Here is a 13,575-nt window from a genome sequence, read left to right as displayed (position 1 = left end):
AGGAGCGGGATACGGCATGGCTGGGAATGTACGGGGAACTGGCAGCGGCCTCTTTCCTACGTGGGGAAGGGTGTTCCGTCTTAAGGAGGAATTGGCGTCCCGTCAGGGGCGGGGAACTGGACCTCGTGTGCCGGGACGGGAACTGCCTGGTTTTTGTGGAAGTGAAGACCCGTACGGGAAACGGTTACGGGGGAGCCCGCCGCGCCGTGGACGCCCGCAAAAGGGCGCTGATACGGCGGGGAGCGGCGGAATGGCTCCGCCAGCTTCCGGAACCGGTTCCCTCCCGTTACGATATTGTGGAAGTCCTGTACCGGGAGGGGAAGCCCCCGGAATTCAGGCGTATACGCGGCGCGTTCGGGGAGAAGGATTTGCCCGCTTCATGAAAAGCGCCGCAGGCGCAGGGCGTTCAGAATGACGGATACGGAGCTCAGGCACATGGCCCCTGCCGCAATGACGGGAGAAAGCAGGATGCCCCAGAAGGGATAGAGGATGCCGGCGGCTATGGGGATGCCCAGAGCGTTGTACACGAAGGCGAAACCCAGGTTGGATTTCATGTTTTTCACGGTGGCGGTGGAAAGGGCGAAAGCCTTGGAAATCACCAGCAGGTTCCCCTTCACCAGCGTGACGCCGCAGCTCTGCATGGCTACGTCCGATCCCGTTCCCATGGCGATGCCCACATCCGCTTCCGCCAGTGCGGGAGCGTCGTTAACGCCGTCCCCCGCCATGGCGACCACGGCGTTCCCGCTTTTCAGGGAGGCGATGAGCGCCTGCTTGTCCGCCGGTGTCATTCCTCCGTGGAATTCGGAAATGCCCAGCTCCCTCGCCACGGCTTCCACCGTCGCGGGCGCGTCCCCGGAGGCAATGATGATGCGGATGCCGCGCGCAGTAAGGTCCGCCAGGGCCTGGCGCGTGTTTTCCCGGATTTTATCCGCCAGGGAGAAGGCTCCCGCCGCCTGGCCGTCCACCGCGGCAAAGACGGTAACGCGGCCCTGCCTCCGCTGTTCTTCCACCCACGGAGCCAGGGAGGAGATGTCTACGCCCCGCTTCTGCATCATGTCTGCGGTGCCTACGCAAACCTTGCTGCCCTGGAAAGTCCCGGCCACGCCGCCGCCCGGGAAGGACTGGAAATCCTCAATGGGCGACAGGGTGAGCTTTTCCTCCGCCGCCTTCTGGAGGAAGGCGCGCGCGATGGGGTGTTCGCTGTTCTGCTCCAGAGAGGCGCACCGGGCGAGCAACGCGTCCATATTCACGTTGTTCCCCGTGGTTACGTTGACCAGGGATGGCCTGCCTTCCGTGAGGGTGCCTGTCTTGTCCATCACCAGGATATTGACCTTGTGCATGGTTTCCAGAGCGGCCGCGTCCCGGAAAAGGATGCCCAGGGAGGCCGCCTTTCCGGAAGCCACCATCATGGACATGGGAGTAGCTAGGCCAAGCGCGCAGGGGCAGGCTACGATCAGGACGGCGACGGCGTTCACCAGCCCGTGCGGCCAGGATGGCTGCGGCCCCCAGAATCCCCAGGCGAAAAACGTGAGAACGGCAATGAGCACCACCGCAAGCACAAAGTAGCGCGCCACCTTGTCCGCCAGCCTCTGCATGGGGGCCTTGGTCCGCTGGGCCTGGGCCACCAGGTTGACGATACGCGCCAGGACGGTGTCATTCCCCACGTTCTGCGCCGTCATGGTGAAGGTGCCTGTGGTGTTCAGCGTGGCGCCGATCAGCTTGTCGCCGGGAACGTGGGAGACGGGAATGGGTTCTCCGGTCAGCATGGACTCGTCTACATCGCTTCCCCCGTCCTTCAGGACGCCGTCTACCGGAATCTTTTCTCCCGGTTTCACTCTCAGCACGTCGCCGGTCTGCACGTCCTTCAGGGGAATGTCGCTTTCCACCCCGTTGGGGAGTACCAGATGGGCGGTGGCGGGGGCCAGATTCATCAGGGCCCTGATGGCTTCCGCCGTACGGGACCTGGCTTTCAGTTCCAGCACCTGGCCCAGAAGGCTGAGGGAGATGATGATGGCCGCCGCCTCATAATAAACGGGAACATGCCCGTCATGGGTAAAAACGGCGGGAAACCAGCCGGGCACGATGGTAGCGGCCAGGCTGTACAGAAAGGCGATGGAGGTTCCGGCTCCGATCAGCGTCCACATGTTGGGATTGCGGGTCTTGATGGAATCCCATCCCCGGACCAGGAGCGGCTCTCCCGCCCACAGGACCACGGGGATGGCCAGGAACAGTTCCACCCAGTTCTGGACTCCGGCGTTCATCCAGCGCGCAAGATGGCCGCCCATGGAAATAATGAAGATCAGGACGACGAAAGGCAGGGAAAAATAAAAACGCCTGCGGAAGTCATTCAGCTCCGTATCGTCCCGGGCGTTTGCGGAAGGGAGCAGTGGTTCAAGCGTCATGCCGCAGATGGGGCATGCTCCGGGATGATCCTGCCGGATTTGAGGGTGCATGGGACAGGTGTACACCGTACCGGGAGCGGCGGCCGCAGACTCCATGGCAGAGGAATGGTCCATGTCTTCATGGTGGTGCATGGGCATGTCCATGCCCTTCATGTCCATGCCGTGTCCGGCGTCCGGAGGGTGGGCAAGAGCTTCTTCCGGCGCTGCCGTGAATTTATCCCGGCAGGAACGGCTGCAGAAAAAATAGGTTTTCCCCTGATAGCCGGCCTTCCAGGGAGTATCTTCCCCGACTTGCGCTCCGCAGACGGGGTCCGTGTGTCCGGAAGCTCCATGCCGGGCATGCGGGCTGTTGGTCATGTCCATACGGAAAGTGAGACAATTCCGGGACCCTTTCCGTTCCGGGACAGCCATGATTGGAAAAACCGCGGAAGCGGCTTCAAGCCCGCATTTCTCCATGCGGGCACAGATTGCTCCTGTCTATTATATATAGTGCAGGAGGAAAAATCATTCCGCCCTGAGCGCCAGAATGGCTTCCATGAAATCCTGGGGAATATCCATGCGGGCCAGTTCGTCCTGAAGAATGACGCCGTTGGCTCCGGCATCCAGCATGCGGCGCGCGTCTTCCACGGTGCGGATGCCTCCTGCGGCCAGGACGGTGACGGAGGCGGGAATTTCTTCAATGAGTTTTTCCGTAACCGCCGGATTGGCCTGGAGGGTATGCGGGTCCGCATTGTTGATGCAGACGAATTCCGCTTCCAGATCCATGGCGGTTTCAAGCTCATTCAGGGTATGGACTTCCATCATCACGTCCAGTCCCAGCCCGGAGGCCATGCGGTACAGGTCTTCCAGGTCCTTTTCCGGCAGGGCGGCCGCCACCAGGTTGACGGCGTCCGCTCCCGAGACGATGGCCTGGCAGATCATGGCGGGATGGATGAAAACGTCGCGCGCCATGACGGGGACAGTGCTGATTCTGGAAATGGTGGAAACCATGTCCCAGGAACCGCCGTATACCTCCGGTTCCACGGCGATGGAAATGCCCTGCGCGCCGCCCTGGATGAACATGCCGTACAGGTGGCGGAGGTCCTGGTTTGACTCCCGGAGGTTGAGGACGGGATGGACCCTGGACATTTCCGGGACGACGGAAAGACGGTTTTCCCCAAGGTCCACCGCGGTGCGGAATCCCGCATAGTCATTCCTCTGGATGGCGGAGGCCCGCAATTTCCCTTCCAGGGGAAGGATTTTTTTCAAGTCGGCGCGTTTGCGCTCCAGAATGCTGTTTAAATAATCCATATGTTACTTTTTGGGCAGGAAATAGGAACGTTGCTTTTCGGAAATGGGAAGGCCGGCCTGTTCCATGACGCACAGCATGTCCTCCCAAACCTTTCGTTTTTCTGAAATATCCTCCGTGCGGAGGAGGTAGCTGGGATTGTAAGTAACGCGCACAGGCGTGTCGAAAGCCGTGTGGAACGTCCCCCTCAGGGCGGAAAGCGGCGTCTCTCCGGATTGGAGGATGCCCCTGGCCGCGATGGCGCCCAGGGCTACCACCACTTTCGGGCGCACCAGCATGATTTCCTCCCGGAGAATGGGGAGGGATACCTCTATCTCCCGGTCCGTGGGAGGCCGGTTGTTGGTAAGCTGGCGGGGGAGGGCGGGGCGGTACTTGACCAGATGGGTCAGGTAAATGTCCGTACGGGAAAGCCCCATGGCTTTCAGCATGGCGTCCAGCTTCTGTCCGGAGGGGCCGGCCAGGGGAACGCCCTGCTTTTCTTCATACAGGCCGGGGGCGTCCGTGACCATCATGATGTCCGCCCTGGGACTGCCGGAGGAAAAGACGGGCGTGTCCCGCAGGGACTCCATATTCCGAAGCGGCGGCCAGTTGACGACCAGTTCCCGGAGGGAGGACAGTTTCTCTTCCTCCGTTTCACCTTCCAGGGCAAAGGAAATATGGCGGGGCAGCGTGGCTTCCTCCTCCGTTCTGCCCGGCTGTACTCCGTTGAGGATGTCCCGGAGTTCGTTGCCGAAGGAAACTTCATCCACGGAGTCCGGCGGCTGGCCTGGAATTTCCGGCGGCGGCTGCGTTTCTCCGGAAACAGAGGGGGCGGAAACGGAAGAGGGGATTTCCCCCCTGGCGATCCGCCGTGCGTCCATGACCCATTTCCTCAAGACCGTTCTGGCCTCCTCCGTGACGGCAGCCTTCTCCACGCCCCGGGATAACAGGGCGCGCAGGTAGTCCAGCGTGAGGTGTTGGGGCAGGCCGGCAGACATGTTCGTTCCGGAGTGTAATCTATTTCCGGAGGGATGCAACAGCCCATTGGGTGTGCGCCCGGCCGCCGGGAGCAGGAGGCTTGGCGTCATCTGAAGAGCGTCGCAGGAAAGAGGGGAAAGAGAAAAAAGGAAGGGCGGCTATGAAATTTCCCCCCTCTTGTCCATGAATGCCGTTCAACGGGGCAACGCCCGCCTGCAAGCAGGCATGCTTGTTCCGGGACCGTTTTACAGGAGGCAGGGAATTGATTCGTTCGCCTTCCGGCTTTCCCTGCTCTTCAGGGTTGAAGCTTCGTTTTCCGTCCAACCGGGCTTTTCCGGTTCCCGCTCCGGAAAAATTACAGGAGAAAACGGAAGGATTCCTTTCCTGCGCAGAGCGGGCTGTTCCCCGCATCTTTCTTTTTCTTGGCATGGAAGTTTCTCCAGAATTTGAAAAACTGCTGCAAGACGGGTTACGGGATGTTTTTTCAATCAGGCCTGCATGCCTTTTTTTCTATAGCTTTCCCATGGCCGGAGCATGCCCCGGTAAAAATCCCGTGTCCCGAATCCTTATTGCCGGGAAATGTTCTTCCCAACCTCTTCCCGAACCCTGCATTGCGGCATATTGGGAAGCAGGAAGGGCGCAGATAAGGAAACGGGAAAGGAAAAATTCACGTGGAAGCCTGAACAGCAAAGGGAAATTCGTTCAAGGGGAGACGCGATTTTTCCATCCATGACGGCCTTCCGGAATTTGGCCCATTGAACTTTTTTAGGGAATCTTTTGAAGGATTGAGGTCGATTTTCTCTTATATCATATTTATAGTAAGCAAGATGTATTAAAAATAAAAAAGTGTGTCGTGATGTGATAGAAAAAGATGTTTCGTGAAGTATATTATTTGTCATGATATGACAAAAATGCGGCATGTTTTATATATTGCTTATTTTTAGCGTTTTATATTAATAGGTTTTCCTTGTTTGGAAGGGGGTCGGTGAAAAAAAAGGATTGCCAAGGCAGAAATTATTTCGTACCCAAGAGCCGCCGTTGCCGATTTTTCGGCTTCCGCACATGGCCTGAAGGTTCTGCCGGAGTGACTGCCATGTGTATGGCGCCTAACCTCATACCGCATGAATTTAAGAATAATTGCCACCCTGTCTTGTGCCGTCGCGGCCATGTTTGTCAGCAGCTGCTCGACAAACGGAGCTGTAACCGGCATGGGGAAATCCAGTAGTGACGCCCTTGTTTTGGCCCGTGTAGGTGAAAATGCCCAGGGATTTGTTCAGCCCCTGGCGCCGAGCCGTTCGGCAGTGCCTTCTTCCAAGCTCCCCAAACTGGGGCGCGACAAACACAAGATGCCGTTTTACCACCCCGCCCAGCGCACTCGTGTAGTACGCACCACGGCTTATACTCATTCCGAACGTGACCATCTGGCCTACGGACCCCGGAATGCCGTTGGCACGACGCTGAAATACACTTCTTCCGTGCGCAGCGCCGCTGCGGACTGGTCCGTTTACCCTCTGGGAACAACCTTCCGCATCAAGGGGCAGCCCTATCTCTACGTCGTTGACGATTACGGGAGCGCCCTGGTCGGGACCGGAACCATTGACATTTACCAGCCTAACAAGAAGCTGATGAAGGAATGGGGCCGCCGCTATGTGGAACTGACCATCGTCCGCTGGGGAGACCCCGCCAACAGTCTGGAAGTGCTCGGCAGCCGCCGCGGCTACAGGCACTGCCGCGCCATGTATGCGGCCCTGCAGCACCGCGTGTCCAAGGGGCTTTACGCCAAGGCTGACTGACCGGATTCCTGAACCCTTTAACCCGGGCGCCGCCATTCATCACATGGCGGCGCTTTTTTATTTTCCGGCGTGCGTGCAGGATGGTAATCTGGCGGCATGGATACGAAAAAACGGGCTTCCATTGTCCGGGAGGAACTCATGTCCCTGTATGGGAACCCTCCCATTCCCCTGGCGCACCGCGACGCCTACACCCTGCTGGTGGCGGTTCTTCTGTCCGCCCAGTGCACGGACAAGCGCGTAAACCTGGTGACCCCGGCCCTGTTCGCCCTGGCTTCCACTCCGGAGGAAATGGCCCGGCAGGATGTGGAAGCGGTCCGGGAAATCGTGCGGCCCTGCGGCCTCTCGGAAAGGAAGGCGTCCGCCATCGTGAACCTCAGCCGCATCCTGGTGGAAAAATACCAGGGGCAGGTTCCCTGCGACTTTGCGGCCCTGGAATCCCTTCCTGGGGTAGGGCATAAAACGGCCTCCGTCGTCATGACTCAGGCCTTCGGCGTTCCTGCCTTTCCGGTGGATACGCACATTTTCCGCCTTTCCCGGTTGTGGGGGCTGAGCAAGGGGAAAACGGTGGAAGCCGTGGAACGTGACTTGAAAAGCCTTTTCCCTGAAAATTCATGGGGGGATCTTCATCTGCGCATCGTCTTGTACGGGCGTGAATACTGCTCTGCGCGGGGTTGCGGAGGGCGCTGTCCGATCTGCAGCCGGCTGGCCCGGGAAGACGGTTCCGCGGGTGTCTGAATTTTTGCCAGGGCCCGAAATGAATGCTTGCAAGTCTGAATTTGCATGCTTTAATACACCAGTATCTTTTCGAACAACCATATAACTTAAATTATGAAGAACCTTTTTAGACTGGGTTTCCGTTTCGCCGCATTTGCTTCCGTCCTGATGGCCGCGTTTTCTACATCCGCCTTTGCTCAGGAAGCTGCCGAAGCCGCTGTTCCGCAGGAACAGACCATGCTTGACAAATGGATCATCGCCGGTGGTTGGACCATGATCCCGATTATGCTGGTGGAAGCCTTCATCGTTTTCCTGGTAATCTACAACATGGTGGCTCTGAAAAAGGAAAAATTCTGTCCGGAAGACCTCAAGGTCACCCTGTTGCAGCTGATGGCCGAATGCCGCATCCGCTCCGCCATTGAAGTGGCAGCCGGCAGCCCTACCTATCTGGGCCGCCTGGTTGCGTATGCCCTGCCGAATGTGGACGCCACCCGTCCGGAAGACCTTGGCAAGGACGCCATTGAAGACGCCGTAGCCGACTTTACGGCCAATGAAAGCCGTTCCGTATTCAAATGGATTAACATGCTGGCCCTTTGCGCGCAGATTTCCCCCATGCTCGGCCTCTTCGGTACGGTGCAGGGGATGGTGGGCGCGTTCGGCACGCTGTCAAGCGCCGGACAGGCAGACCCCACCCAGCTTGCCGGTGACATCTCCGTGGCTCTTCTGACGACCTTCTGGGGCTTGATCAACGCCATTATCGCCACGCCGTTCTTCTTCTTCCAGAAGGGCATCGCCAACGCCCATATTGCCGAATGCGTAGGCACCGTGCAGGAAATGGTGAACACCTCCATCAACGTGGTGAACGCCGAAGCCCAGCTTGCCCGCATTCCCGAAGGCCTGGCCTGATCGCCGGGAAAGACGGTCCGGTCCGGAAGTTTCCGCCCAGGCGGAGCCGGGCCGGAGAATCTCAACCAAATGTAGCTTATGGGTAAGAAAAAAGCCAATGTAGCGGCCGACGAAGAGAGCGGGGAAATGGATATGTCCCCCATGATCGACATGGTTTTCCTCCTGTTGATCTTCTTCGTGGTGAACGCTACGGCCATTACCGTTAAAAAGGATAAGAACATTCAAATGCCCACGGCCAGCAGTTCCGGTGAAGTGAAATCCGCCAACGGCTGCATCGTGGTGAATGTGTACGGTGAAGGGGATGGAAAGCGTCCCGCCGGCATGGATCCCAACGTTCGCTGGGCTTCCGATGTCAGTGCGCCGCTCAACTCTCCGGATGAACTGAAGGAATATATCAAAAACCTTGCGGAACGCTTCAAGGACAAGCAGGACTTTGAAACCCGCCTGTATCTGCGCGGCGACCAGAAGGCCCTGTTCAAGGGCTCGCGGGAAGTGATTCGCGTGGCTGCGGAATGTGGCGTGGTCAAGGTGATCTTTGCCGTATTGCCTGCCAAAAATTCCTCTGCTGCAAACAAGGACGAATAACATTACGCGCTATGGCAAGACATAAAAAATTGGAGATGGTTGAGGATGAAGATCCCAAGCTGGATATTTCCTCCCTTATCGACGTGTGCTTCCTTCTGTTGATTTACTTCCTTGTGGCGACCTCCCTGATTCAGGAACGCAAGCTGGACATGTCCATGCCGGGACAATCCGTGAGCGATACCGCCTCCCAGATTGAACCGGCGCTGATCCGCATCATCAAGGACGGCACCATTTACTGGGGCAAGGACAACAGCCTGATGATTGACAATGACATGAACAACCATAACCTGGCGACCCTCGTGCAGCAGCTGGAAGCCAAGAAACAGGAAGCCAGCGCCGTAGGCACCAAGCCGGTAGTTCAGTTGTGGGTGGAGGGCGATGTTCCCCACCAGCGCGTCATTGACGTCATGAACGCTTTGACGGAAGCAGGAATTACCACGGTGGCCCTGACCGACCTCAAGGACGACTAAGCCATTCACGGATGGACCGTGTTATTGATGTTCGGCTTCCCTGCAAGAGTGTGGAAGTGGCCCGCTGTCTTTTTTTCTTATGGTCCGGTCAAATCATGCAGCCCGGTGGGGGGCAATCCTGATCGTCTTCTCGAACGCCGTTCAGGCATTACCGTTGAAGGCGTCTCAGGAATCGGGCGCCTGCCGCAGCATCCCGGTTTCCGAGACGGCAGGATGTAGTGCGCGGCGGGGAGAGGAAGGCCTTCAGATGCGGGAAGATGAACATTCCGGAGAAATCAGGTCATCCTTCGGCAACATCGTGATCAATGTGTATGGCAAAAAGGAGGACAGGCGTCCGGAAGGTATTGATTCCAGTATCCGCTGGGGATCCGGCTCCCATGAGCCTCTCCATTCCCCGGAAGAACTAAAGAAACATATCAAGAAGCAGGCAGAACAGCTGAGGGCAAAGGGCTGTAAGGAGCCTTTCCTCTATCTGCGCGGTGACCGGAAGGCTCTCTTCACGGATTCCCGCGAAGTTATACAGGTTGCCGCAGAATGCAATGTGAAGAGGGTTCGTTTTTCCGGACCTCCTGTTGCAGCAGTTCCAGGCATTCCTGAAAGGCCGCAGAGCGGGACGGTTTCATCAATGCCGTCCGCTTCCATTTTTCTTCTTCCGCATGCTCTCTTTTACGGTAACGGGAATGGCCTTTTTTATCCTCTGGTGGAGGAGAAAGGGAGCCTGGGGGTTATCGTCGAGTGGCTGAAAAACAAAAAGCGGAGCGCGGGGAGGGAGGCAGGGTAGTGGTTCAGTTAATGGTGGCTGGAGATGTTCCCAATCAGCGCGCCGCAGCTGTCATGGATGTTTTGATGAGAGCCGGGATGGACTCAGTGGTCCTGAAAACTTTCAAGGATAGTTGAGAGAGGGGCGTTCATTTCGTTAATGGCCGGAATTTGCTCCGGCTCGGAATGCCGGATCTTTTTTTGAAAGAGCAGGATTCTCAGAGATAAAAAGGCCTTTTTGGTTCCAAACCCAATCCTCCCTTAAGGGAACGCGAGCAGGAAGAACTTTCTTGCAAGGATGACTAAAAATACAGAACTTTCTGCTTTAGAGTTTGCAGCATCCTGTTAGAATGACGCAATCCATTACAGATAGGTGCATTCCGTGCATTTGCACAGATATTGTACCTATTCTATTATCTCTTCTGTTTCAACGAATTTTAAACACATGATCAAATCAAACTATACTACTGCACTGGCTGCAGGCCTGGTTTCCGTGGTGAGCATTGGGGCGGCGCTCCCGTCCAGTGCCCAGCATGGCCCGCGCGATTACCAGCGCACGGCCCTGACCGCCATGAAGGAAGGCAAGTGGCAGGAAGCCCTGGATGCCGTGGACCGCTGCATCCGCGTTTATGAACCCCGTATCAAGACGCTGGGGCTGGATGACGGCTTCGGCTGGTTCTATTACCAGAAGGGCGTCTGCCTGGCCCAATTGAAGCAATACAAGGAAGCTGTGGAAGCGTTCAAGGCGTGTTACACCAAGTTCCCGAGCGCCAAGAACCAGCTCGTGAAAATGGCCCTGTTCCGCGAGGGGGAAAACTATTGCCGCCTTGGGGATTTTGCCAAGGGCGCGGAGCTGCTGGAGAAATTCCTGAAGGAATACCGCAGCGACCCTGTAGCCCGGAATGTCAATGCCGGTGAAGTGCAGGGACTGCTGGCCCAGTGTTATTTCAAGATGGATCCGCCCGCCTTTGAGAAAGGGCTGGAAAACCTTACCTCCTGCGTCACCTCCCGCTACAAGGGGCGCCGCATTACGGATGCCGTCATCACCAACGGCTTCCTGGCGATGGTGGATGCCGCCATCAAGACCGGCAAATGCCAGGAAACGGTAAAATTTGTGGAAGCCCATCCTTCCGTGATGAACATCAGCCCCACCCGCGTGGCGCTGTACGCTCCCCGGCTGGTGAGCTACATTGCGGAAGTGCTGGAAAAATCCCGCGCCCTTCTCCAGGAAGGAAAGCAGAAGGAGTCTGAAGACTACGCCTCCCTGGCAATGGTGCTGATGGGCCTCCTGCCCGACCAGGCCGGAGTGCTGGCGGACGCCAACCATTCCCTGGACCGCCTGGGACGCGCCAACGGCGCCGTGCCCGGCGTGACGGACCTCTCCCATACGCTGGACAGGACGAAGGTGACCGCCCTGATTGACCAGTTCAACAAGATGAAGGAGGAAGGGAAGGTCATGGACGCCTTCACGTTCAGTTTCATGGGCAACCAGGCCCTGGTGCATGGTTCCCAGCGGGTCGCCCGCGCCGCTTACCAGCTTATCAATGAATCCTATCCGGACGCCCCGGGCAGGGAGGACAACCTCTATTACCTGGCCATGACTACCTGGCAGTTGGGAGAAGCGGACAAGGGCGGCGAGCTTGTGGCGCAGCACCTGAAGGAATTCCCGAATTCCAAGTATGCCCCCATGCTGAACACCCTGTCCCTGGAAGGACTGCTGAAGGACAAGAAATTCGATCTCTGCGTCCAGCAGGCGGACAAGGTCATGGAGCTGCACAAGGACGACCCCACTCACAAGTTCTATGAATTGGCCCTGTACTGCAAAGGCGCCTCCCTGTTCAACCTGGGGGCTGCGGACGCCGCCCGCTACAAGGAAGCGGTGCCGGTGCTGGAACGCTTCGTGAAGGAATACCGTGACAGCACCTACCTGAAAACGGCCATGTACCTGCTGGGTGAAACCTACACGAACCTGGGCAATACGGATGAAGCCATCCAGGCCTTCACCAATTACATTGCCCGTTTCCCGGACAAGAATGACGCCAATATGGCCGCCGTGCTTTATGACCGTGCCTTCAACTACCTGAACCGCAAGAACCCCGGAGACGAGGAGCTTGCCACGAAGGATGCGAAGGAAATCGTGGACAACTTCAAGGAGCACCGCCTGTTCCCGTATGCCAACAACCTGCTGGCGAACCTGTATGCCGGCAGCAAGGAGCATGAACAGGAAGCGGAAGGCTATTTCCTGGCCGCTCTGGAATCCGCCAAAAAGCTGGGCGACAAGCGCCCCGCCGCGGAAGCCGTGTACAACCTGCTCATCAATGCCACCAAGAAACCTCTCCCCGTAGAACCGAAGGAAGCCGTGGAAGCGGCCAGGACGGCGCGACGGGACGAAGTCAAGAAGTGGTATGACGAGTACTGGAAGAACAGCGACCAGCCCGGCAGCCGCTACAGCCTCCAGCTGGCTGCCGCCGCCATGGACTTCTTCAAGGACGACAAGGAGATGTTTGACCCCGCGTCCGTCAAGATGCAGGAAGTCATTGTGAGGGAAGGCAAGAAGGACGATCCCAAGATGACCGTTCTTCTGGAGGAAGCCGTCAACTCCTACACCAAGACGTACATGGCCGGCAATCAGGCGCTGGGCCGCAATCTGGACGCCAACGCCATGCGCAACCACTTCTACCGGTTCCCAGGCGTGGACAATGACAAGGACAAGACGCTGAGCGCCATGCTCCGCATGGCCGTCATTGCCCAGACGCAGGAACGGTATGAAAAGGCTCCCACGGAAACGGACGAACAGCGTGCCGAGAAGGCCGCTCTGGAAGGTCTGGTCAAGCAGCTCTTCGTGGAGCTGAAGCGGGACTTCAAACCTTCCGACCTGCCTCCGTACACGCTCGTGAAGCTGGGTGTCCACCTGGCCAATACGTCCCAGCCGGAAGAAAGCATCGCCTACTTTGATGAAATCCTGGACCCGTCGGAACCTGATCCGGTGCGCAAGAAGGCCCGCATCAACGGCATGTCCAAATACCGCAAGAATGCGGTCTTCGGGAAGGCCGTTGCTCTGGGCCGCAGCAAAGATAACGCCAAGGTGGAAACCGCCATCAAGATGATGAAGGATGAACTCAGCAAGGAGGAATCCAGCGCCAACCCGGACCGCAAGGCCATGGAAGACGCCCAGTACAACCTGGTCAAGTTCACCTCCGCCCGCCAGGACTGGCCGTCCGTCATTGCCGCCGCCGACAAGTACCGCGAGAACAAGTCCTACAAGAAGAATCTGCCGGAAGTCCTCTACCTGCAAGGTGAAGCCTACCTGAAGCAGAACGAGCTGGACAAGGCCCTGATCAACTTCATGAACATCACGGGCACGTACAAGGGCCTCGTGAAGTGGTCCGCTCCCGCCGTGCTTGCACAGATGGATACGCTGTGGAAGAGGAACACGATGTCCCAGGGGGCGGGCAAGCAGCCGTCCGACAGGTATATCGCCTGGAAGGCCGGCAGCCAGTATGTGCAACTGCTGGATACTCCCGCCAACCGCAAGAAGATGACGGCAGAAGACAGTGCCCTGGTCAACGAGGTGAAGGATAAGACGGCCAAGTTCGGCTCCGATCCCGCCGTCAGCCAGGAACGGGCGGACATCGCCGCCTATGAAGCCGCCATACGCGCCGCCAAGGGCCAGAAGTAACAACAAAAGGTTTAGCAATCAA

The 13,575-nt window shown here is 57.8% G+C and carries 12 protein-coding genes; 9 read left to right on the top strand and 3 right to left on the bottom strand.

Features of this window, described 5'->3' with window-relative positions:
* Positions 1 to 26: 26 nt before the first annotated feature.
* Positions 27 to 383, top strand: coding sequence for a YraN family protein (locus J5W70_RS03065; RefSeq protein WP_022397603.1), 357 nt, complete (start codon positions 27 to 29; stop codon positions 381 to 383).
* On the opposite strand, the gene J5W70_RS03060 is transcribed toward J5W70_RS03065, so the two are convergent.
* The 3 genes from J5W70_RS03060 to J5W70_RS03050 all read right to left on the bottom strand — a co-directional run bounded on the left by J5W70_RS03060 (position 378) and on the right by J5W70_RS03050 (position 4,667).
* Positions 378 to 2,765 carry a heavy metal translocating P-type ATPase gene (locus J5W70_RS03060; protein WP_215832920.1) on the bottom strand — a complete coding sequence of 796 codons (2,388 nt, stop codon included), beginning with the start codon at positions 2,763 to 2,765 and terminating at the stop codon, positions 378 to 380. The two genes, J5W70_RS03065 and J5W70_RS03060, sit on opposite strands and share 6 nt — an antisense overlap.
* Before the next feature lie 141 nt (positions 2,766 to 2,906).
* The gene (locus J5W70_RS03055) at positions 2,907 to 3,692 is read right to left on the bottom strand and encodes a beta/alpha barrel domain-containing protein (protein WP_022397601.1); all 786 of its coding nucleotides are present in this window, start codon (positions 3,690 to 3,692) and stop codon (positions 2,907 to 2,909) included.
* 3 nt (positions 3,693 to 3,695) lie between these two features.
* Positions 3,696 to 4,667: a uracil-DNA glycosylase gene (locus tag J5W70_RS03050; protein WP_022397600.1), complete on the bottom strand. Its 972-nt coding sequence runs from the start codon at positions 4,665 to 4,667 to the stop codon at positions 3,696 to 3,698.
* Between the two features lie 209 nt (positions 4,668 to 4,876).
* On the opposite strand from J5W70_RS03050, the gene J5W70_RS03045 reads away from it, so the two are divergent.
* From J5W70_RS03045 to mul1A, 8 genes are all read left to right on the top strand, one after another.
* Positions 4,877 to 5,380, top strand: a complete 504-nt coding sequence (locus J5W70_RS03045) for a hypothetical protein (protein ID WP_146019332.1) — start codon at positions 4,877 to 4,879, stop codon at positions 5,378 to 5,380.
* Between the two features lie 388 nt (positions 5,381 to 5,768).
* Positions 5,769 to 6,440, top strand: coding sequence for a 3D domain-containing protein (locus J5W70_RS03040; RefSeq protein ID WP_240454353.1), 672 nt, complete (start codon positions 5,769 to 5,771; stop codon positions 6,438 to 6,440).
* A gap of 96 nt (positions 6,441 to 6,536) precedes the next feature.
* Positions 6,537 to 7,175 (top strand): endonuclease III, encoded by a 639-nt coding sequence (nth, locus tag J5W70_RS03035; RefSeq protein ID WP_022397597.1) that lies wholly within the window; start codon positions 6,537 to 6,539, stop codon positions 7,173 to 7,175.
* 93 nt (positions 7,176 to 7,268) lie between these two features.
* Positions 7,269 to 8,060 (top strand): MotA/TolQ/ExbB proton channel family protein, encoded by a 792-nt coding sequence (locus tag J5W70_RS03030; protein ID WP_022397596.1) that lies wholly within the window; start codon positions 7,269 to 7,271, stop codon positions 8,058 to 8,060.
* A 78-nt stretch (positions 8,061 to 8,138) separates the two neighbouring features.
* Entirely contained in the window at positions 8,139 to 8,645 is a 507-nt protein-coding gene (locus J5W70_RS03025; protein WP_022397595.1) for an ExbD/TolR family protein, read from the top strand.
* An 11-nt stretch (positions 8,646 to 8,656) separates the two neighbouring features.
* On the top strand, positions 8,657 to 9,115 hold the full coding sequence (locus J5W70_RS03020; protein WP_022397594.1) for an ExbD/TolR family protein: 459 nt from the start codon (positions 8,657 to 8,659) through the stop codon (positions 9,113 to 9,115).
* A 298-nt stretch (positions 9,116 to 9,413) separates the two neighbouring features.
* Positions 9,414 to 9,896 (top strand): hypothetical protein, encoded by a 483-nt coding sequence (locus J5W70_RS03015; RefSeq protein WP_215832919.1) that lies wholly within the window; start codon positions 9,414 to 9,416, stop codon positions 9,894 to 9,896.
* Between the two features lie 423 nt (positions 9,897 to 10,319).
* A complete protein-coding gene (gene mul1A, locus J5W70_RS03010) occupies positions 10,320 to 13,553 on the top strand; it encodes a mucin utilization putative transporter subunit Mul1A (protein WP_022397592.1) in 3,234 nt (1,077 codons plus the stop codon).
* Positions 13,554 to 13,575: the final 22 nt, after the last annotated feature.

It is taken from the genome of Akkermansia massiliensis (genome assembly GCF_018847375.1).
Lineage (GTDB): Bacteria > Verrucomicrobiota > Verrucomicrobiia > Verrucomicrobiales > Akkermansiaceae > Akkermansia > Akkermansia massiliensis.
Note: the sequence above shows the minus strand (reverse complement) of the source record. Positions and strands in the feature narration are given on the sequence as shown.